The sequence below is a fragment of the Frankia sp. R43 genome, assembly GCF_001306465.1.
Taxonomy (GTDB): Bacteria; Actinomycetota; Actinomycetes; order Frankiales; family Frankiaceae; genus Parafrankia; species Parafrankia irregularis.
Genome location: NZ_LFCW01000002.1, coordinates 222,534 through 242,561 on the forward strand (window position 1 = coordinate 222,534; position 20,028 = coordinate 242,561).

The 20,028-nt window shown below is 69.6% G+C and carries 18 protein-coding genes, 1 pseudogene and 3 riboswitches; of the genes and pseudogenes, 11 read left to right on the forward strand and 8 right to left on the reverse strand.

What is annotated here, in order from left to right:
• Positions 1-59: 59 nt before the first annotated feature.
• The 3 genes and pseudogenes from ACG83_RS46545 to ACG83_RS08545 all read right to left on the reverse strand — a co-directional run bounded on the left by ACG83_RS46545 (position 60) and on the right by ACG83_RS08545 (position 1,205).
• Positions 60-293, reverse strand: a complete 234-nt coding sequence (locus ACG83_RS46545) for a hypothetical protein (protein ID WP_235497790.1) — start codon at positions 291-293, stop codon at positions 60-62.
• A 7-nt stretch (positions 294-300) separates the two neighbouring features.
• Positions 301-552 (reverse strand): annotated as a pseudogene (locus ACG83_RS08540) (DDE-type integrase/transposase/recombinase); the annotation flags it as partial.
• A gap of 98 nt (positions 553-650) precedes the next feature.
• Positions 651-1,205 (reverse strand): AAA family ATPase, encoded by a 555-nt coding sequence (locus tag ACG83_RS08545; protein ID WP_054566493.1) that lies wholly within the window; start codon positions 1,203-1,205, stop codon positions 651-653.
• A gap of 601 nt (positions 1,206-1,806) precedes the next feature.
• On the opposite strand from ACG83_RS08545, the gene ACG83_RS08550 reads away from it, so the two are divergent.
• Positions 1,807-2,319: a hypothetical protein gene (locus ACG83_RS08550; RefSeq protein ID WP_054565645.1), complete on the forward strand. Its 513-nt coding sequence runs from the start codon at positions 1,807-1,809 to the stop codon at positions 2,317-2,319.
• A gap of 110 nt (positions 2,320-2,429) precedes the next feature.
• On the opposite strand, the gene ACG83_RS08555 is transcribed toward ACG83_RS08550, so the two are convergent.
• A complete protein-coding gene (locus tag ACG83_RS08555) occupies positions 2,430-3,392 on the reverse strand; it encodes a DNA-directed RNA polymerase subunit alpha C-terminal domain-containing protein (RefSeq protein WP_152991290.1) in 963 nt (320 codons plus the stop codon).
• 438 nt (positions 3,393-3,830) lie between these two features.
• Here ACG83_RS08555 and ACG83_RS08560 point away from each other — a divergent pair, with 438 nt between their 5' ends.
• The 4 genes from ACG83_RS08560 (at position 3,831) to fxlM (ending at position 7,647) form a co-directional block, all read left to right on the forward strand.
• Positions 3,831-4,193 carry a recombinase family protein gene (locus ACG83_RS08560; RefSeq protein WP_054565647.1) on the forward strand — a complete coding sequence of 121 codons (363 nt, stop codon included), beginning with the start codon at positions 3,831-3,833 and terminating at the stop codon, positions 4,191-4,193.
• Between the two features lie 373 nt (positions 4,194-4,566).
• Positions 4,567-5,826, forward strand: a complete 1,260-nt coding sequence (locus ACG83_RS08565) for a helix-turn-helix transcriptional regulator (protein ID WP_054565648.1) — start codon at positions 4,567-4,569, stop codon at positions 5,824-5,826.
• Between the two features lie 10 nt (positions 5,827-5,836).
• Entirely contained in the window at positions 5,837-6,304 is a 468-nt protein-coding gene (locus ACG83_RS08570; protein WP_054566494.1) for a GNAT family N-acetyltransferase, read from the forward strand.
• Positions 6,305-6,399: 95 nt separating this feature from the next.
• Positions 6,400-7,647 (forward strand): methyltransferase, FxLD system, encoded by a 1,248-nt coding sequence (gene fxlM / locus ACG83_RS08575; protein WP_054565649.1) that lies wholly within the window; start codon positions 6,400-6,402, stop codon positions 7,645-7,647.
• A gap of 760 nt (positions 7,648-8,407) precedes the next feature.
• Here fxlM and ACG83_RS08580 read toward each other — a convergent pair.
• The 4 genes from ACG83_RS08580 to ACG83_RS08595 form a co-directional block, all read right to left on the reverse strand.
• Positions 8,408-8,968: a hypothetical protein gene (locus tag ACG83_RS08580; RefSeq protein ID WP_054565650.1), complete on the reverse strand. Its 561-nt coding sequence runs from the start codon at positions 8,966-8,968 to the stop codon at positions 8,408-8,410.
• Positions 8,969-8,978: 10 nt separating this feature from the next.
• Entirely contained in the window at positions 8,979-9,905 is a 927-nt protein-coding gene (locus ACG83_RS08585) for an ABC transporter ATP-binding protein (RefSeq protein ID WP_152991291.1), read from the reverse strand.
• On the reverse strand, positions 9,905-10,912 hold the full coding sequence (locus ACG83_RS08590) for an iron ABC transporter permease (RefSeq protein ID WP_083473206.1): 1,008 nt from the start codon (positions 10,910-10,912) through the stop codon (positions 9,905-9,907). The genes ACG83_RS08585 and ACG83_RS08590 overlap by 1 nt, the downstream gene beginning before the upstream one ends.
• A 257-nt stretch (positions 10,913-11,169) precedes the next feature.
• Complete coding sequence (locus ACG83_RS08595; protein WP_235497792.1) at positions 11,170-12,423, reverse strand: ABC transporter substrate-binding protein; 1,254 nt, start codon at positions 12,421-12,423, stop codon at positions 11,170-11,172.
• Positions 12,411-12,606: riboswitch (cobalamin riboswitch) on the reverse strand. Its footprint overlaps the gene before it by 13 nt.
• Positions 12,607-12,809: 203 nt before the next feature.
• On the opposite strand from ACG83_RS08595, the gene ACG83_RS08600 reads away from it, so the two are divergent.
• The 6 genes from ACG83_RS08600 to ACG83_RS08625 all read left to right on the forward strand — a co-directional run bounded on the left by ACG83_RS08600 (position 12,810) and on the right by ACG83_RS08625 (position 19,985).
• Positions 12,810-13,196, forward strand: a complete 387-nt coding sequence (locus ACG83_RS08600) for a metalloregulator ArsR/SmtB family transcription factor (protein WP_054565651.1) — start codon at positions 12,810-12,812, stop codon at positions 13,194-13,196.
• Positions 13,197-13,271: 75 nt separating this feature from the next.
• Positions 13,272-13,427, forward strand: a riboswitch (cobalamin riboswitch).
• 372 nt (positions 13,428-13,799) lie between these two features.
• Positions 13,800-14,996, forward strand: coding sequence for an ABC transporter substrate-binding protein (locus ACG83_RS08605; protein WP_161934727.1), 1,197 nt, complete (start codon positions 13,800-13,802; stop codon positions 14,994-14,996).
• A 13-nt stretch (positions 14,997-15,009) separates the two neighbouring features.
• Complete coding sequence (locus ACG83_RS08610) at positions 15,010-16,125, forward strand: iron ABC transporter permease (protein ID WP_083473207.1); 1,116 nt, start codon at positions 15,010-15,012, stop codon at positions 16,123-16,125.
• Positions 16,122-16,970 carry an ABC transporter ATP-binding protein gene (locus tag ACG83_RS08615; RefSeq protein WP_054565653.1) on the forward strand — a complete coding sequence of 283 codons (849 nt, stop codon included), beginning with the start codon at positions 16,122-16,124 and terminating at the stop codon, positions 16,968-16,970. The genes ACG83_RS08610 and ACG83_RS08615 overlap by 4 nt, the downstream gene beginning before the upstream one ends.
• 56 nt (positions 16,971-17,026) lie before the next feature.
• A riboswitch (cobalamin riboswitch) is annotated at positions 17,027-17,226 on the forward strand.
• A gap of 194 nt (positions 17,227-17,420) precedes the next feature.
• Positions 17,421-18,302 carry a methylenetetrahydrofolate reductase [NAD(P)H] gene (metF, locus tag ACG83_RS08620; RefSeq protein ID WP_083473208.1) on the forward strand — a complete coding sequence of 294 codons (882 nt, stop codon included), beginning with the start codon at positions 17,421-17,423 and terminating at the stop codon, positions 18,300-18,302.
• A 138-nt stretch (positions 18,303-18,440) separates the two neighbouring features.
• Positions 18,441-19,985 (forward strand): glycine hydroxymethyltransferase, encoded by a 1,545-nt coding sequence (locus tag ACG83_RS08625; RefSeq protein WP_083473102.1) that lies wholly within the window; start codon positions 18,441-18,443, stop codon positions 19,983-19,985.
• Positions 19,986-20,028 lie beyond the last annotated feature (43 nt).

Sequence of the window (20,028 nt, forward strand, 5' to 3'; positions counted from 1 at the left end):
GGAGGAACGCCCAGGGGCACTGTTGCATCCGCGGGTGCGCTGTCCCGACTCCTGATCACTCATGATCGGGTGATGCGTCGACGTCCTGCCTGTCCACCGGTTCTGACGTCGGAGTGCACGGGGTCCGGTTCCCGCCCGAGGTGATCGTGCTGGCGGCGCGGTGGTACCTGTACCTGCGGTTCGCCCTGTCGTACCGCGATGTGGAAGAGCTCCTCGTCGAACGCGGCCTCGATGTCGATCACGTCGGCGCTGTTGCGTCCGGCGAAGGCGGGGCATGCCAGAGACCGGGGCATCTGCTGATCAGACAACGGCGGTGAGTTCGGTGAACGCGGCTTCCAGTCGAAGCTCCGGTCTGGTGTCGGTGGCGAGTTCGTAGTGGCCGCGGCGGATGTTCTGGATCAAGGAGTGTCCGGCGCTGACAGCTTGGACCGAGCACAGCCGTTTCAGCCCGCGCGTCTGCTGTAGCCGGGCTTTCAACCGGCCTTGGTCGGCTTCGCTCCGTCTGTTTTCCCGGGCGGCGTCGACGTGCCAGGCCTCGGGGAGTAGTTCGTCCGGACATCAGGCCGGATTGGATTTCCCCGCCGGCGACCAGATGATCAAACTCTGTGGTGCCTACCGCGCGTGGCCGCGCCGTCGGCAGCACCGCCGTGTTACCGCACGGGCCGGCCATCCTGCCCGAGTGACAGCAGCACCTCGTCCGCGAGAGTTGGTACCGACAACCCGCCGTCGAGGATGATCGTGTCGCTTGGCAGGGTGTCCTCGGCGGAGGTGCACCGGTCGACCTGGGCCAGCCGCCATCGTCGAACCTCGGCATCCCGCTTCGGGTCGCCGGGGTGGATGACCTGCTCCGTGATCCGCTCCCGCAGCTGGGCGGCCGGCACTTTGAGGAAGAAATGCCGTACCGGGATCCCGTAAGCGGCCAGCCCGCCGAAGATCTCCCGCGCGTATCCCGGATCGACCACGGTCATGGGCGCGATGACGAGCTGGCCGTACTGCTGCGCCAGTACCCGCCCGGTCTCCACGACCAGGAGCCTCCAAGCGGGCAGGTCCTGGAAGTCTCCCGACGGGGCAGGGGAGACCATGTCGCGCAGCATGAACCCGACCTCCTCCGGGTCGAACATCAGCGCGTCCGAGCACTGTCGCCTCAACTCCTCGGCAAGCGTCGTCTTACCCGCCCCGAACGACCCATTGATCCAGCAGATCACGCTTGCTCCCTGCACCTGGCGTAGAGCCTGCACCTAGATACCCGAGTGTTCTCCCACCCGACGACTACTGTAAGTGCGCGGGATGATGGCCCCTGCTGTCAGGTCAGACGGCCGCCCGGCAGATGCGCCCGGCGGCGGACGGTTCAGACCTCACGGTCGCCGTATCAGGGACGAAGGCGAGATGCGTCCGCTGCTTCGCGTGGCTACCGCAGCCTGTCGGAAGACTTCTGGTGCCGCCGCGGACGGTCGGGCCGTCCTGTCCGCCGCATCGGAAGTAGCGGTCCTGCTCAGCTACGACAGCGGATCGCTCGGCCTCGGTGCGGCGGTCGGCGTCGCGTTTCTGCGGCTCTGATTCCGATGGTGCGGGTCCGGACCGCGCTCCGGGGCGGTTGGCGGACGGTTCGGCTGTCACGGTCGCCGTATCTGGGTGAGGACAAAGAAGCCGGCGCCGCATCACCCCGCCGTACCCAAGGCGGGGGAGGGGTACCGGCTGCGGACGGTCGGGCCGGCCCCTTTGCCGTACCAGAGGTGAAGGGCCAACTCCGGCCACGTCGGCCAGCCATCGGGCTCGCCGAGGGAACCTGGAAGGAAGGGCTGGGCTATGAACAGCGAAACCGTGGTCTTGGTCGAGGACATCACCGCCCGCGTGCAGCGGGCGGTCCGCGCCGGCGACTATCCGGCCATCGTGGGCCTGCACGGTGAGCGGAGGCTGATCCTCAGCGACTACGACTACCTGATCAGCTGGGCGACGGGCCTGGAGTTCGAGATCCGTACAGCCGCGAAGGCCCAGGCCAACGCCACCCACCGGTGGGTCTTCGCGGTCGCCCAGGTCTGGTACGACGACGGCGACACCATCCAGGCCCGGCCCCTGCACACCGCACCATTGCAGCCGGGCGAGATCGAGACGATCAGCTGGATGAGCTACGACGCCGACGATGGCATCGACTACGGCCGCGTCCAGTTCGCCCGCCGTCCCGATGGCGAGCCCGTCTTCGACGACGCCGAATACTTCGCCGAGCCGATGCAGCCGCTCAACCGTCTTCCCGGCTCGGCGATGCACCGCCTGCTCGTCGCCGGCATCCCCGATCTCGCCGCCGCTCTCCCGCAGCGGTGAGACTCCCACGATCAACGGTGTCGGCTGCGCGATGTGGGGTCCTGCCCGGAACGGGATACGGCCGTGGCGTGACCCCGAGGTGCCGGTTCCCGCGTGACCGCTTCGGGACGCTAGCGATCGAGGAAAGGGGGACGCAGGGGGGCGCCGAACGCATCGAGCGCGACATGTTCGTGGGTGTCGGTGTAGTAGTCGAGAAGGTCGGTGGCGTTGGCGCTCTGAAGGATGTCTTCGACGATCGGATCCGCGGGGGGTACGGGTTCGGCGCTGATCGAGTTCAGGATCCTGTCCACCGACGCGGCCGGGAGCCCTGCAGCGGCCAGCCCCCGCAGGAAGTCGCGGTAGCGAAGCCGGTGTTCGGGCCGCAGCCTGGCCGCTATGCCATCCCCGCTGCTGTGGTCGGACCCTTCGCTGGATGGTTCAGACCCTGGCGCGGTGAGCATGCCTGCGAACGCCCGCAACGAGGGATCGGCCAGGGCGGAGCGGATCTCTGCGAGAGCGCCCTGGCCCAGTCCCCGCAGCTCCAGAAGAGTGTCGTCAGGAACTGCGGCAACCTCCTCCACCGACAGGAACGGAACCAGCTGCAAGAGGTTGGCCGATCGCACGGACAGCAGCGCATACAGCGCATGAACAGGCGTCTGCTCGGCCGGGAGTTCGTGCAGCCGCCAGCCGAATATCTGGTTGTCTCGTAGGAGATCACGCATCTGGTCTGCGAGCCGGTTCTGTCCGATCACATGGATCTCTTGGGACTCGGCCAGGCCATACAGCGTCACGTCCAGGCCGGCCCGGTCCGCATGCTGCTCGCGGATCGTTGACGAGCGTGCTCGCCCTCTGAGGAACTGCGGCGCTACGATCACCAGCGCCTCGCGGGCCGACGTGCCGGCATACCCCGACGCGGAACCTGTGAAGTGAACCAGCCGAGGGGCGGTTCCGACGGTTTTTCGGCCCAGGCGGGACGCCTCCGCTGGGGGCTGTCGCGGGCGGGTCAGTAACCACTGAACCGCCTCACGGACGTCGGGCGGCAATGGCGCGGCATCAGCGACTATCGCCCGGACGTACCTGTCAATGTCGGTCAACGGCGGCTCGTCGTGGTGGCCCTGTGGCGGGTCGGGGGGCTCATCTGAGGGCTGGTGCGGTGCCAGAGGTTTCCCCTGTCTCGTGCGGGGCGGGGGAGGTTGCACCCGGGCGGCCTGCCACGGCGCCGTTCGGACGGGTAACCGGTGAGGCAGTAACGCTCGATGCGGCGTCCACGCCCGGTCCTACTCCCACTTGTGGAGCAGTGTAGGTCGGGTCGCTTTCGGCTGGTGCAATTTCAGCCGTGCGACGCATGGGCGTCATACATGATCCGGCATAGTCTGCGTCGTCCGGCCTGTGCATGCTTGCGGAACGCGCCTGGGGCTGAGCTGACCCGACTCCTCGGCCTCGGGCGCGCGCCAGCGGCCAAGCCTGCGTGGAGGTAGCCGTGGACAGCGGACCGACCCCGACACCCCCCGACCAGCGAACCGGCACGGACGGTGTACGGCTACATCAGCGTCGACCACACCGACGAAGTCGTCATCGACAGACTGCACGACCAACTCACCCACCACGCCCACACCGAAGGCATGAGCCTTGCCGAGATCTTCGTCGATCGCTGCATGCCACCAGGGCGTCTCGCCCGACCCGGCCTCAACGTTCTCCTCGACACAGTCATGCGGTCGGGCGGTGACGTCCTCGTGATCGACATCGACCACCTCTCGTCGCTGCCCGCCGCACGCCGGGCTATCGAGGTCGAGATCGAGGTTCTGGGGGCGCGTCTACACACCGTCACGGCCCGCTCTGCCCAACGCCACGCCAGCCTGCGTACCCCGCCCGTAGTGCGTTCGGCGATCGAGTAAGCCTCCCGCAACCGCAGTTCTGCCTCCGTCCGCGAGTGGTTGTTTCGAGCACCGGCTGTACTGCATCCGGCCAACTCGCGGGCGAGCGCGAGCCCTGGCTCACGCGGCGAGAACGTGGATCGCGCGCCCAACGTATAGAGAACTCGGCACCACGTACCGTGACGCATAGACTCCAGAGGTTAATTGATCCTTTGGTCCGTGCGGAGTGGGGGCGTCCATGGACGAGGGCGGACCACCTCGCCGCTACTGCCGCTGCGGCACCCGCCTTGCCCGAGACAACGCGGGCGCCCAGTGCGCCGCGTGCAGCCGCCGGGTTCCGGACCGCCTGACATCAGCCGTCGATGTTCCCGCGGACTTTTGGAGCACCGACCAGATGCAGGACGCGCTGGCAACCTGGCACATGGGCGAGGTGATCGCGGCTTACCGCACGCATCCCTTCCATGGCATGCCGTTGCCGCAGGAGCTCGTCGCGGGGTGGATGAAGCTCACGCAACCTCAGCTGTCTCGTATCGAGACCGGGAAGCCGATCACCGATCTGGTCAAGCTCATCCAATACGCCAGGGTCTTGCGCATTCCCGAGGAGCTGCTCTGGTTCAGGCTGCCACCGGGGACAGGAGTGGCGGCACCTACGCGTCCGGGGGCGGTCCGCTCTGAGCCCTCCGGCCCTGCGGACCACCTGGAGGACCTCCGCCGTCGCGCCGAAATTCACCTCACTACCGGTGCCCCGGCCGCGGCCACCCTCGAAGACTGGGAGCACCTGGTTGCCGTCCATGGCCGGGCGACACGGCATCTGCCTGCCGCCGTGCAACTGGAGGATCTGGCGGCCGACTTCGCCGACGTCCAGCATGCCCTGGCGATGCGGCAGCCGGCCAGCACGGCCAGGCAGCTGACTCGCATAACGGCGCAGCTGGCTGGGCTGATCAGCCTGTCGCTGATCAAGATGGGCCAGCGTGGCCCGGCTCGTGCCTGGGGCCGCACTGCGCGCCTGGCCGCTGGTGAAGCCGCTGATCCTGCCGTGGCGTCCTGGGTCCGGGCCCAGGACGCGTATACGTACTACTACGGCGGCTCGGTGCCCGAGGCCATCGTCGTTGCACAGGAGGCCCAGGCTCTTGCCGGGCGCAGCCCCTGCGTGGGGGCCGTGCTGGCGGCGGCGCTGGAGGCCCGCGCCTGTGCTGTTCTGGGCCAGCAGGCGGCAATGAACGCGGCGCTCCGCAGAGCGGAAACCATACTGGCAGGGCTGAAGCCTGAGGATGTGACTGCCTCCGCGTTCGGCTACAACGAGGCCCAACTGCGCTTCCACGAGGGAAACGCCGTCACCCACCTCCACGACCGCCGCCGGGCGTGGGAAGTCACGGACCGCGCGCTCGCGCTGTACCCGGCAACCGACTACATGGACCGAACCCTCATCCACTTGGACCGGGCCGACTGCCTCATCCATGACGGCGAGGTTGCCGAAGGGGCGGCACAGATCACCCACGCCTTTCTGGAACTACCACCCGAGCGTGACGAGCTCATCGTCCAGCGCGCCCGTGGCCTCGCGCAGGGCGTAGCCCACCACCAGGCGGTGCCAGCTGTCCGGCAGCTTTGTGACCTCCTCCAGCTCCCCGCCGGGGGCGTCCGGCGCGGCGCCTAAACTGGCGCTGGTGACGATCTCGGTAGCACCGGCCACCCTGGACGACGCCGAAGACCTGGCCGCCCTCATGGAGGAGCTGGACACCTACTACCAGGCGCCACCGGTCGAAGAGCTCGCCGTGCGCGTCGCCCAGATTCAGCGGCTGCTGTTCGGCCCCACCCCGGTGGCCTCCGTCCTGCTGGCGCGGGATGGAGCACGGCTGGTGGGGATGGCGTCGTACTCCTACCTGTGGCCCGCCGCCGGGGTGACGCACTCGCTGTTTCTTAAGGAGCTGTACGTTTCCGCTGCCGCCCGGCGGCGCGGGGTCGGGCGGGTGCTCATGGAGCACCTGCGGACCGTCGCCGAAGAGCGGGGCTGTAGCCGCGTGGAGTGGACGACGGATCAGGAGAACACCGAAGCTCAGACTTTCTACGACGCGTTGGGCGCGCACGTGCACGACGGCAAGGTGTTCTACCGGACACAGATTCCATCGTCGTAGCTGGCCTCGGCGCAGGCACCACCTCACCGATTTCGGGTGCGTGCGCGGGTGAGGCGACCGGAACGGTCAGCGACGGTCGAACTACACTGGCGCCTGTGAGCCTGGAGGCGGAAACCGCGTCAGCGGACAAGCTGAGGAACGCGATGGTCGACGGTCTGCGCCCGTGGGGCGCGGCTCTCAGCGGCCAGGTGGACGCGGCGATGCGGGCCGTGCCAAGGCACATGTTCGTGCCTGACGTCCCCTTGGAACGCGCCTATGGGCCCGACCCGGTGGTGACCCACCGCGACGGCGACGGAGTTCCGGTCAGCTCGGCCTCGGCGCCGGGCACGGTCGCGGGGATGCTGGAGAAGCTCGACGTCCGTCCGGGGCATCGGGTTCTGGAGATCGGCGCTGGCACCGGGTACAACGCGGCATTGCTCGCCCATCTGGTGGGTCCGGCTGGTTCTGTGACGACGATCGAGTACGACGAGGCTGTGGCGTCCGCGGCGCGCGCCGCGCTGAGCGGCATGGGTGCGGCCGTGACCGTGGTGCACGGCGACGGCATGCTCGGCGCGCCCGGAGGGCCGACGTTCGATCGGATCGTGGTCACCGCGGGCGCCTGGGATATCCCGAAGGCCTGGTGGGAGCAGCTCGCCGAGGACGGACGCCTCGTGGTGCCGCTGCGGATCCTCGGCCTGACCCGAACGGTCGTCTTCGAGCGCGCCGGAGCGGTTCTTCGGAGCCGATCGGTCATGGAGGACGGGTTCATGCCGATGCGTGGCGTCGGCGCCGTGCGCGAGCAGAACGTCCCGGTCGGGTCTGGCCCAGCCCTGGTGGTCCGGCTTGATGATGATCGCCCGGTGGATGCCTCGGCGCTGCAAGACGCGTTGGAGCATCCTGCGGCGGTGTACTGGACCGGGGTCGCCGTCCCGTGGGGCTGGACAGAGCATCTCGATTTCTGGCTGGCCACGCTGGAGGGCTTCTGCCGGCTCCTGGTGTCGCGGGCTGCGGTCGAGGATGGCCGGCTGATGGCACCGAAGGGACCGTGGGGAAGCATGGGTGTCGTCGAGGGCGGGACGCTGGCATATCTCACGACACGGCCGACTCCTGACAGCGACGCCGAAATGCCCAGCTACGAGATCGGCGCCTGTGGCTACGGCCCGCGGGCCGCTGAGCTGGCGGCGCGGCTCGCTGAGCGGGTCCGTGACTGGGACCGTGACGGTGGGCAGCGCGTCCGCTTGTGGATCGAGGCATACCTGGCTGACGCCGGACATCCAGAGCTGTCGGGCGTGCTGCTGGCGGTCGACAAGCGCGACAGCCGAGTTCTCGTCCGGCTCGCTGAGCCAGCGCCCGCTGCGGCCTGAAAAGGGAAGGCCGGCGGTTCGACCGCGCCCCTGCCCACCGTTTTGACCTGCGGAAATAGCGGGATTTGCCGATCGCCGGTTGATCGTTTTATGGCAACGAGTGTGGCAACGGAACCGTTTGATCTCGAAGATAGTCCGTTTGCGACCCCGGTTGACCTGCGAAAATGGCGGCGTTGACCATCCGCTTTCCGGGTGGGAGGTCACCAGGCTCGTGTCCACGGACGTTGCCAAAAGGCATGGGTCCCGTATGGCAACGGAGGTCGGCCGGCCCGGTCGCGTCGGCGCCATGACCTGCAACGATGGACAAGATCGGGACCGGTGGACCGTCCGCTTGTGCGGCGGACGGTCCACGAGGCGCTCTCCCCGTGGTGGCGCCTGCGCGGTTCCACGTTCGGCGCCGGGTTTCGAGTCGAGGACTCCGACGAGCCGATCAATGGCAACCAGGCCCCGCTGTCCCCTCGCCGATCAGCTTCCCAGGCCATGCGGTTGTTCCTGCGCAGGTGGTCGGGAGAGCCGGGAGGGTAACCAGGCTCAGATAGCGGCGGCATCGGTGCCCGGGCGGAGGCTCGTTTCACGAACCGGCGGTCAGCCGCTGGTGATTGATCGGGGTCGGCATGAGTCATGTGTCCGTTCGTGATCGCACCTCCGCATCGAGTCGCTCTCGGCGGTGGAGCCAGACCGCGTCCATGTCGGTCAGACACTCCCGTCGAAGGCGGATCCGTGCCTTCGAGTCAGACGATCAACGATTCGGCGGGTCTTCCTAACCGTGGCGGAAGCCGCTGCCGGTGCGGTCGAGCGGGTCGGGGTCGAGTCCGAGGTAGCGCCGGCGGAGGTGGTCCCAGGCGGCGAGGCGGGAGAAGTCCGGTGCGGAGCGCAGTTCCTGGGTGTCGGTGAGGAACGGGTTGGGGAGCAGGACGGTCATCATCTGCTCGCCGATGGCGTTGAACAGGCGCAGCCCCCAGGAGACGGGCGCCCCGTCCGGGCCGACGCGGCGGTAGAGCTCGGCGCGGGCGCAGCGGCGGATGCGGCCGAGTTCGGGGCCGCTGGCGGTGTGCTCGCCGATGCAGAGGTGGAAGTGCCAGGTGCCGAAGTCGACGGTGACGTACCCGTCATACATGACGATCTTCCGGGGTGGGTTCGGGGCGGCCACCTCCCAGGCGGCGCCTTGGACGATCACGCCGAAGCCGATCTGGCGCCAGTGGTCGGTGAAGACGTCCGTGATGATCGACAGGAGGGTGTCGGTGTCGGTGGGTAGGTCCCAGATGTGCAGGGTGCCGTTGCCCAGTTCGTCGACGGTGCGGTAGTCGGTGTCGGTGGCCATCTCCGGCTCCTTAGTGAGGCGTCCCGCGGAGTTCGAAGGTTCGGGTGGCGGGGTCGAAGCGCAGGTCGTCGTTGTCGAAGGTGGCGTTGACCGCACCTGTGCCGATCACCTCCTGCGGGCTGCCCGTGTGCAGGTTTCCCGCGCGGTCGAGGAGCCAGACCTGGTCGGCGACCCGCAGCGAGAGTTCCAGGTCGTGGGTGGAGACGACGACGGTGAGGTCGCGTTCGCGGGCGAGGCGGCGCAGGAGGGCGGTGACGGTGACGCGGCTCGGTGCGTCGAGGAAGGCGGTCGGTTCGTCGAGCAGGATGAGGGATGGTTCCTGCGCGAGTGCGCGGGCGATCATCACGCGCTGGCGTTCGCCGTCGGAGAGCTCGTCGGTGTCACGGTCGGCGAGGTGGGACGCGCTGACGGCGGTCAGGGCCCAGTCGACGATGGCGCGGTCGGCGGAGTCGAGGCGGCCGGTGGGGCCGGTGTGCGGGTGGCGGCCGAGGCCGACCAGGTCGGCGGCGGTGAGCAGGCCGATCTGGACGCGGTCGGTGAGGACGGTGCTGACGACTCGGGCCCGCTCGGCTCTGGAAAGCCGGCCGAGGTCGGAACCGTCTAACAGGACCCGCCCGCCGAAGGGCGGCTGCAGTCCGGCCAGGGTGCGTAGCAGGGTGGACTTGCCGACCCCGTTCGGCCCGAGCAGGACGGTCAGCGCGCCGCGGGGTGCGGTGGCGGTCAGACCGGCGAGAACAGGGCGCCGCGCGCGCCGGTGGCGGTAGCCGACCGCGAGTCCGTCCAGCCGTAGTTCCGAGCCCGGCCACGTGCTGGTGCCTGCCGGGTGGCCGCCGCCGGGGGCAGCAGTGCTTGGCAGGCCGCTGGGTCGGGGTTCGGAGGTGGCGTCGGGCCCGGGGGCGGCCGCGGCGCCTGGCCGAACCTGGTGGTCGGCGGGCATCAGGCGACCCCGGCGACGGCGGCGCGGGCCCGCAGCAGCACCGCGATGACGATGGGGGCGCCGATCAGGGCGGTGATGACGTTGATGGGCAGCACCTGGTCGGTGCCCGGCAGTTGGGAGCCGATCGAGCAGGCGAGGGAGAGTGCCGCTCCGGTAAGGATGGTGGCGGGGACGAGGACGCGGTGGTCGGCGGTGCCGAGCAGGCGGCGGGCGATGTGGGGTACGGCGATGCCGAGGAAGGCCACGGGCCCGCAGAACGCGGTGACCGACCCGGCGAGCAGAGAGGCGCCGAGGAGAGTGGCGGCGCGGACGCGGCGTAGCCGCAGGCCGAGGGTGCGGGCGTAGTTCTCGCCGAGCAGCAGCGCGTTGAGCGGCTTGACGGTCAGCAGCGCGACCAGCAGTCCTACCCCGACGATGGGCGCGAAGACCGCGAGGTCGCCGTTGGAGGTGCCGGCGAAGCTGCCCAGCGACCACATCCAGTACTGGATGGCGCGCTGTGGCGCCGTCCAGGTGAGCAGGAGGCTGACGAGGGAGCCGACGGCACTGTTCAGGATGACGCCGATGACGAGCAGGGTGACGACGGAGCGTACCCACTGGGCGAGGACGAGGGTCGCGCTGAGGACGAGGGCCGCGCCTGCGGCAGAGGCGACGACGATTCCGTACCGGCCGCTGCCGGCGGCGCTGGCGGTGAAGGTGCCGCCGGAGCCGCCGACGCCGGCGACGACGAGGGCGACACCGAGGCTGGCCCCGGAGCTGACACCGAGGGAGTAGGGGTCGGCTAGCGGGTTGCGGAACAGGGTCTGCATCTGCAGGCCGGCCACGCCGAGGGCGGCCCCGGCGAGTCCGGCGGTGAGCGCCCGCGGCAGCCGGATCTCCCGAACCACGACCGTCCACCGTGGATCGTGCGGGTCCCGCCCGGCGAGGACTCGCAGGGTTTCGTCGAGCGGGATGGAGACGGATCCGACCGCCAGCGCCAGCAGGAACATCCCGACCAGGGTTCCCAACATGGCGGCGAGGACGAGCAGGCCGCGCAACGGACGACGACCCGACCGGGCATCGCGCACCGCCCGGTCGGCCGACGGCACGGGGCCGCCCGGGCCGCCCGGGCCGCCCGGATCGCCCGGACGGTCCGGGCAGCGACCGTGGACGCGGGGGAGCGGCGCCGCCGGGACAGGGGCGGCGGCCGGGTCTCCCACTCGGGCGCGCGGGGCGGCGACCTGCTGGTTCGTCGTGCCCTGCGGGGCGGCGCCGAAGTCCGGCATCGCTATTTGATTTGCTGGTAGAAGGCGAAGGTGTGGTTGGGGAAGGCGTCGGGGTGGAGAATAGCGGCGAGGTCGCCGAGGACGAGGTCGGGCCGGGTGACGCCGCGTTCCCAGTAGTCGTTGCCTCCGCCGGCGCCGATGACGAGGTTGTTGCTCCAGACCTGGCCGTCGCGGAAGGCTGCGAACTGGCCGTAGCGGGCGTCCTCGGCGGTGATGTCGCCCCGCGTCTTCCACTCGCCGTCGGCGAGCCAGATTTTCGCGTCGCCTGACTTGGTGAAGACACTTTCGAAGTCGAGCTCGAGGCTGCCGGTGTCCTTCTCGCCTGACCAGGGGTAGCTGGCGCCGGCGTCGGCGAGCAGCTTGCCGACGTAGCTGCCTCCTGAGGGCATGTACCAGGTGCCCTGGTACATGGTGCCGATCAGCGTCGGGACCGGCTTGCTGTCGGGGACCTTGTCGACGATCGCGTCGTAGTCCGCCTCGATCTGGTCGAAGACCTTGCCGGCCTTCTCCTCGTCACCGGTGAACGCGGCCATGAACTTCACCCATTCGGCGCGCCCGAGCGGATCGCTCTCCAGCCATTCGGCGTTGGCGACGACGGGGATGCCGGCGTCGCGCAGCTTCTGATACGCGGGGTCGTCGGTGCCGCCGGTCATCAGGACGTCCGGCGCGGCGGTGACGACCTTCTCGGTGTCGAGCTGGCCGTTGCCGGCATATTCGACGACCTTGCCCGCGTCGATACGGCCGCGGATGTCCTTGTTGACCACGGAGGCGGCGCTGGAGACCCCGGTGAGGATCCCGGTGCGGTCGAGGTCGACCAGCAGCGGCAGGTGGGTGGTCGAGCCGGAGTAGAGGCTGTCGATCGGCGTCTCGATGCGCGGTGCGTCGGCGAGGTCGCCGGTGAGCTCCGGTTTGGGGGTGCCGCACCGGTACAGGACGTACGACTCGGGCTTTCCGTCCGGGTAGGGCTCCTTCACGGTGACGACCTGGTAGGCCTTCTCGTAGGTGATGGTGAAGTTCTTCGCGTGCTCGAGGGTGGAGCGCGTCGGGTAGTAGTCGGTGCCCTCGTCGAACGAGGTCACGCAACCTCGGGAGTCTGTGCCTGCACCCGCACCCGCGCCGGCGGTGGAGGGCGACGGATCGTCGTCGCCGCAGCCGGCCAGCAGAGCGGGGAGGAGAAGGAGGGTGGTACTCAGGGCCACCAGACGTGCGCGCATGCGAAGAAGGCCGCCTTCCAGCACCTCGTGGACGGATCGCATGCCGTGGCCGGTCTCCTGGCTGACGGGTGGTGCGTCACCGGCCGCCTTCCCAAGCGGCGACTCCGGCGCTCAGTGACTTCCCCGCCCGCAGGCGAGGACTGGCCGGTGACATCCCGATCACAGTGGCGAGGGCCGCTCCGGTTCCGCACCGGCTTCCCGAACACCACGGCGGGACGAACTGTACGAGAACGCCTGCTCATCTGCAAGGCAATGCAGATTTTTGGTCGAATGTGCTCGATGTCCTCCGTCGGGCCCGGACGGAGCCGTATCCTGCGCCCGCGCGGCACGTTTCCGGAGATCATTGGAGATCGCCGGGGAGGTCTGACGTGCTCGGACGCGCGGTCGGCGAATGTCCGGCGAGGGGGGGCGGGTGCGAGAATCGTCCCATGCACCGCTTGGACGCTCGGGCCGAGCACCGGATCATCGATCGTGACCGGGCGTGCGACGCGGTGGCCGCGATCGGGGACCGGGACGACGTCGCCCGCTGGGCCGGTGTCTTCGCGATGCTCGGTGAGCCGGGCCGGCTGGCGATCCTGCTCGCGATCCACCATGTCGGCCCGATCTCCGTGTCGGATCTCGCCGTCGCGGTCGGGATGAACGACGCGGCGGTCTCCCAGGCGCTGCGACTGCTGAGGCACCAGCAGGCCGTCGTCGCGGAGCGGGACGGCCGGGTGATCCGCTATCGGCTCGCGGATCCCGTCGTCGGCGAGCTGCTCACCCGGGTGCGCCCCGCTCCGCAGCTTCACCACGGTTCCGCTGCCGACGTCCACTGACCGCACGGTCCGGGGATCGCATGGTCGGCGGCTGGTCGGCACGTCGCGAAGGTCACAGCAGGCAGCCCACCTGCGCATCCGCGTTGACGTGCAGGTGACAGACCCCTACGCTTGCGGAACTCCAGGACAACGGTCGGAAGCCGGTGGAAATCCGGCACGGTCGCGCCACTGTGAACGGTGATCATCCTATCGATGGTGACCGTGAGTCAGGCCTGACGTTGTCCTGTCACCGGCTCGGGACGCGTCATCCAGGGAGGTCACGACATGGCCGTACGTCCAACTACCTGATCGAGACTCGTCGCTCCAGGCACGTCTCTCAGGAGCTGACCGGTTTCTGATCGAATTCCCGTAGCGGCGTCGCCCGGCACCGACACGGCTGGCCGGTGATCCGGCTCATTGGCCACGTATGTCGCGGACGCATTTCCTCTTCCTTCGGTGGTCGTCTTCGGCGTGGGAAGAGTGTTCTCCGGGCACCTCGGAAAGCGCTGTGAGTGCGATCTTCCAGTGCTTTCTCCTGCTGGTTTTACGTGCGTCCAACCGCCTTCCCGCATTCATCCATGCCGTGCGCCTGCGCGCTCGGAGACAGCTGAGGACCCCATGACCATGCGGCAGTCTCTGGCCCGGATCTTCCCTTCGCGGCCTGATCATCTCGAGGTGCCCACCGGCCGCCACCGCCACCGCCACCGCCGGAGGCGGAACGCGGCCGCGGTGGTGTTGGCTGCGTTCTCCCTGCTCTGCGCGGCGCTGGTGGGCTGCAGCCCCAGCCCGACCACCGGCGAGCCGGCCGCGGCGAGCGCTTCCCAGGCCGCCCGGCATGAGGTCGCGGTGGTCGACGACGCCGACCGCAAGGTCGAGATCACCGTTCCGGTGCGGCGGGTCGTCGCGTTCAACACGTTCAACGTCGAGTTCATTCGCGCGGTCGGCGCCTTCGACACGGTGGTCGGGCTCGACGGAGGTTCGGCGGGGGAGAACTACACGGGCTACTGGGGCGACTTCGACGTCACGAAGACCGCGGGCAAGGGCCAGGCCGAACCCAACTACGAGCAGCTGGCGACACTGAAGCCCGAAGTCGTCATCTTCCCCCGTAACGGAGCCTGGAAGGAAGCGGAAGGAAAGCTCGCGGCCTTCGGCATCAAGACCCTGGTCATCACCGGCTGGGACCAGAACGACCACATCTTCAACGTCGATCTGATCGGGAAGATCTTCGACCGGCAGGAGCAGGCGGCGAAGCTCAACGCCTTCTACACGAAATACCGCGACCTGCTGGCCGAGCGCCTCGCCGGTGTCACTCCCAAACGCGTCTACCTGGAGAACGACAAGGACTTCGCGTCGCCCGTTCCCGGTTCGGGCTGGCATGACATGGTCACGCTGGCCGGCGGCACGAACATCTTCGGTGACATCCGTTTCACCGACGCTGATTCGGCCCGGGGGTCGGTCCACCAGCTCGACATCGACCCCGAGGCCGTCCTCGACCGTGACCCGGAGCTGATCGTCCGCAACACCGGCGGCGGGTACGCCCTGGAGTCGGCGGGGGACCTGGCGGCGGAGCGCGCGAACCTGCTCGGCAGGGCCGGCTGGGACGGGATCACCGCCGTGCGCGACGGGCAGGTGTACGTCACCAGCTCCTTCCCGATGAACGCCTGCTCGAAGATCATCGGATCGCTCTACCTCGCGAGCTGGCTGCACCCGGACAAGATGGCCGGCGTCGACCCCGACGCCGTGATGAAGGAGTGGATCGAGACCTACCAGGGCGTCTCGCTGCCGGACCCGGCCGCCTACCGCCTGCATGCCAGCGCCTGACCACGGCGTGGCGATGACCAGCGAAGCTCCGACGGCCGGTTCCACCGATTCGGCGGGACCGGCCGAGCCGCCGGAAGACGACCCGTTTCGTCTCGCCGCTCGTCGAGCCCGCCGCAAGATTCTCATTCTGGCCGCCGGGGCCCTGCTGCTGGCGGTGACCAGCGTCGCGGCGGTCTCGGTCGGCGCGAGCGGGGTGTCGCTGCGCGACGTCGGCTGGGCGCTGTGGACGCGGGCCTTCGGGATCACCATCGCGGCCGACGACCTCGCCACCCAGACCGTGGTGTGGGAGCTGCGCCTGCCGCGCATCGGGCTGGCCGTGGTCGCGGGGGCGGGTCTGGCCATCGCCGGAGTCGTGCTGCAGGGCCTGCTGCGCAACCCGATGGTCAGCCCGTTCACCCTGGGCATCTCCTCGGCCGCGGCGTTCGGCGCGTCCGTGACGATCCTGTTCGGCGACTCGACCGGGCGCGGCGACGTCACGATGGTGGCCACCGCGCTCGCGGCGGCGCTGCTCTGCGCGGGCCTGCTGCTCGGCCTGTCCTGGCTGCGCGGCGCCTCGCCGGTCACCCTCATCCTGGTCGGGACGGCGCTGACCTACCTGTTCCAGGCGCTAACCTCGACGATGCAGTACATCGCCAGCGAGAACCAGCTGGCCGAGATCGTCCGGTGGAGCTTCGGCAGCGTCAACGCGGCGACCTGGGGCCAGGTCGCCGCGGTCGGGGTGCCGGTCGGTGTCGCGCTGGTGCTGCTGACCGGACAGGCCGCCAACCTCAACGCGATCGCGTTCGCCGGCGACGACGCCGCGCGCAGCCTGGGTGTGGACGTCACCCGCACCCGGCTGGTGTGCAGCCTGCTGGCGGTGATGCTGGCCGCGGTCATCGTCAGCTTCACCGGCGTGATCGGATTCGTGGGGCTGGTCGCCCCGCACATCGCCCGGCTGATCGTCGGGGCCGATCACCGCTTCCTGCTGCCGTTCGCCGCGATCGCCGGTGCCCTGCTGGTACTGGCCGCCGACACCGCCGGGCGCACCCTGTTCGCCCCGGCCGTCATCCCGGTCGGGATCGTCGTCGCCTTCCTCGGGGCGCCGCTGTTCATCAACCTCGTCCTGACCCGCCGCAGGCAGTTCCTGTGAGCGCCCCGGCTGCGAGCACACCGCCGGTGACCGCGCCGGAGCCCACCCTCGACATCCGCGGCGCGTGTTTCGCCTACGGGCGGCGGACGGTGCTCACCGACCTGGACCTCACCGTGGCCCGGGGGACCGTCGTCGGCCTGCTCGGCCCGAACGGCAGCGGGAAGTCCACCCTCATCCGGGGCGTCTGCCGCGTCCACCGCCCGAAGGCGGGAACGTTCCGGCTCGGCGGAACCGACCTGCACCGGCTGGCGCCGCGGGAGCTCGCCCGGATCGCCGCGTACGTCCCGCAGGGATCGCCCGGCCCGTTCGCCCTGACCGTCACCGAGGCCGTCATGCTCGGACGTACCCCGCACACCCGGCTGCGGCCATCGCGCGAGGACGCCCGCCACGTCCGCGAGGCGATGGAACTGCTGGACCTCACCGGCCTCGCGGACCGACATGTCGACGAGCTCTCCGGCGGCCAGGCACAGCGGGTCGTCATCGCCCGCGCCCTGGCCCAACAGCCCCGGGTGCTGCTGCTGGACGAGCCGACCAGCGCCCTCGACCTGCGCCACCAGGTCGAGACCCTGCACCTCGTGCACACCCTGGCCACCGAGCGGGACCTCCATGTGCTGATGGCCATTCACGACCTGAACCTCGCGGCCCGCTTCTGCCACCAGGTCGCCCTGCTGCACGGCGGCCGCGTCCTGACAACCGGCGCACCGGCCGACGTCTACCGCGCCGATCTCCTGGAACGGGTCTACGGCCTGCCGGTGGAGATCAGCCGCCACGACGGTGTGCCCGAGGTCCGGCCCCGTCTGCCCGAGACACGGCGGGCGGGGCCGCACCGGCGTGGCGACGGATGACGGGGCGACATCTCGGGCCGGATTCGGCCCTCCGGCCTGCCTTCCTTGTCGGGTGTCGCTATTGCGCATAACCTGGCCGCGCCGTGGTGTTCGGGAAGCCGGTGTGAAGCCGGTGCGGCCCTCGCCACTGTGATCGGAAGTCGCTGGTCGTTCCGCGGTGACGCGGAGGTCACTGGGCTGTTCGCAGCCTGGGAAGGCCGGGTCGGTGACGCGTTTTCCGTCAGCCAGGAGACCGGCCACGGCACCGAATGATGCTTCCACGAGGTGCTGGAGGACGATCAGCGTGAGCCTGCCCGCGTGTCCGTGTCTCGGATGCCCGAGGCCCCTGCCCGGGATCTCCCGCCCGGCGGGCGCCCGTCCCACCACCGCCAGGTCTGAAGGGTGAGGACAGGTGTGAACGCCATGGGATCCGTCGAGGCGCGCCCGCGTGAAGAGCGCCGGCCGGCCACGATGAGCGACTTTCTCGCCTCGGGGGTGACGTCGTACTCGTTCGAGTTCTTCCCGCCGAAGACCCCCGACGGCGAACGCCATCTGTGGACGGCGCTGCGTGAGATCGAGGCGTTGCGGCCGTCGTTCGTGTCGGTCACCTACGGGGCCGGTGGGTCGACCCGGGAGGGAACGGTGCGCATCTCCGAGCGGATCGCGGCCGAGACGTCTCTCACCCCGATCGCGCACCTGACCGCCGTGAACCATTCGCGGGCCGAGCTGCGCCAGGTGATCGGCGGCTACGCGGGTGCGGGCATCCGCAACGTTCTCGCGCTGCGCGGTGACCCGCCCGGCGATCCGCTAGGTGAATGGGTGCGCCATCCCGACGGATTCACCCACGCGGACGAACTGGTGGCGTTCGTCCGGTCGCTCGGTGACTTCTGCGTCGGGGTGGCCGCGTTCCCGGACAAGCACCCGCGCTCGGCCGACCTGGATGCCGACGCTCGCGTGCTGGCCGGGAAGTTCCGAGCCGGCGCGGGATACGCCATCACCCAGTTCTTCTTCGAGGCCGATGACTACTTCCGCCTCGTCGAGCGGCTCGCGCGGCTGGGCCGTGACGAGCCGATCGTGCCCGGGGTGATGCCGGTGACCAACGTCGCGCAGATCACCCGGATGGCGCAGCTGTCCGGAGCGGCCTTCCCGCCCGCGTTGGCGCGGCGGCTGGAGGCGGTCGCCGAGGACGCTGCCGCGGTGCGCGAGATCGGGATCGAGGTCGCCACCGCGCTGTCCGCCCGGCTGCTCGCCGGCGGAGCTCCTGGCCTGCACTTCATCACGCTCAACCGGTCGACCGCGACCCGTGACGTGTACCGGAACCTCCTCGGCTCGGCAGCGGGTACGGCCGCCTGACCAGGCGCCGCGATCAGCACGGCACCTCGCCCTGGCCGGCACCTCCCGCCGCGGGCACGTCCCGCCGGCCGCCGCCGGGACATCTGCCAGGCGGCCGGACCGTTACCCACCTTCTGCGTCATCGACAGTGAGAGAGATATGACGTCATCTGAGGCCCCTGCGCACAGCGACTTCTCCCTGAGCCGGAACTACCTCGCGGCCAGGGGCGCCGCGGCGGATCCGGCCGCGCTGGCCTTCTTCTCCGGGCTGGATGTCGTCGCCTCGGTGGACCCCACCGTCGCCGCGAACACGGTGCAGGAGCTGGTCGACCAGCGCGCCAACATCAAACTGATCGCCAGCGAGAACTACGCGTCGCTCGCCGTGCAGCTCGCGCAGGGCAACCTGCTCACCGACAAGTACGCGGAAGGAATCGCCGGCCGGCGTTTCTACGCGGGTTGTGACAACGTCGACCGGATCGAATCCCTCGGCGCCGGCTACGCCCGGGAGCTGTTCGGCGCCGACCACGCCTACATCCAGCCGCACTCGGGTGCGGACGCCAACATCGTCGCGTTCCTCGCGATCCTGGCCGAGCGGGTCGAGTCGCGCCTGCTGGAGAAGTTCGCCCACAAGAACGCCGCCGAGTTCACCCCCACGGAATGGGGCCAGCTGCGAGCGGAACTGCACGAACAGCGGCTGCTCGGGATGGACTACTACTCCGGCGGCCACCTCACCCACGGCTATCGGCTCAACGTCTCCTCGCGGCTTTTCGACGCCCACCAGTACACCGTGGACCGCGAGACCAAACTCATCGACCTCGACGCGCTCCACCGCCAGCTGCACGAGGTCAGGCCGCTCATCCTGCTCGCCGGCTACAGCGCCTACTCGCGGCTCATCGACTTCGCCCGGCTGCGCGAGATGGCCGACGAGGTCGGCGCGGTGCTGATGGTCGACATGGCGCACTTCTCCGGGCTCGTCGCGGGCAAGGTGTTCACCGGCGACCACAACCCGGTGGCCCACGCGCACGTGGTGACCAGTACGACCCACAAGACCCTGCGCGGCCCGAGGGGTGGCTTCGTCCTCAGCACCGCCGAGTTCGCGGACGCGGTCGACAAGGGCTGCCCCTCGATTCTCGGCGGCCCGCTGCCGCATGTGATGGCGGCGAAGACCGTCGCCTTCCGCGAGGCGTTGGAGCCGGCCTTCGCCGACTACGCCGCGCGGATCGTCGAGAACGCCCGCCGGCTCGCGGAGCGGCTGGTGGAGCAGGGCCTGCCGGTGCTGACCGGCGGAACGGACAACCACCTCATCGTCGCCGACCTGACCACCTTCGGTCTCAGCGGCCGCCAGGCGGAGGCCGCGCTGCGGTCGATCGGCCTGACCCTCAACCGCAACGCCCTTCCCTTCGACCCCAACGGGCCGTGGTACACCACCGGGCTGCGGCTCGGCACCGCCGCGATCACCACGCTCGGCATGGGCGCCGACGAGGTGGACGAGATCGCCGACGTCGTCATCTCGACCCTGCGGGCCACCAAGGTCAGAGGAGTGGAGGGCACGGGGCGGCCGAGCAGGGCGCAGTTCGAGATCGAGGCGGGCGCCGCCCAGGCCGCACGAGCACGCGTCGCGGACCTGCTGTCCCGCTTCCCGGTGTATCCGGAGATCGATCTCGACGCGGCCGGCTGGCCGGCCGGGAATGTGACCGAGAACTGACTCGTCACGGTCAGGAAGCGGATTCATCCTGACCGGAACCGAC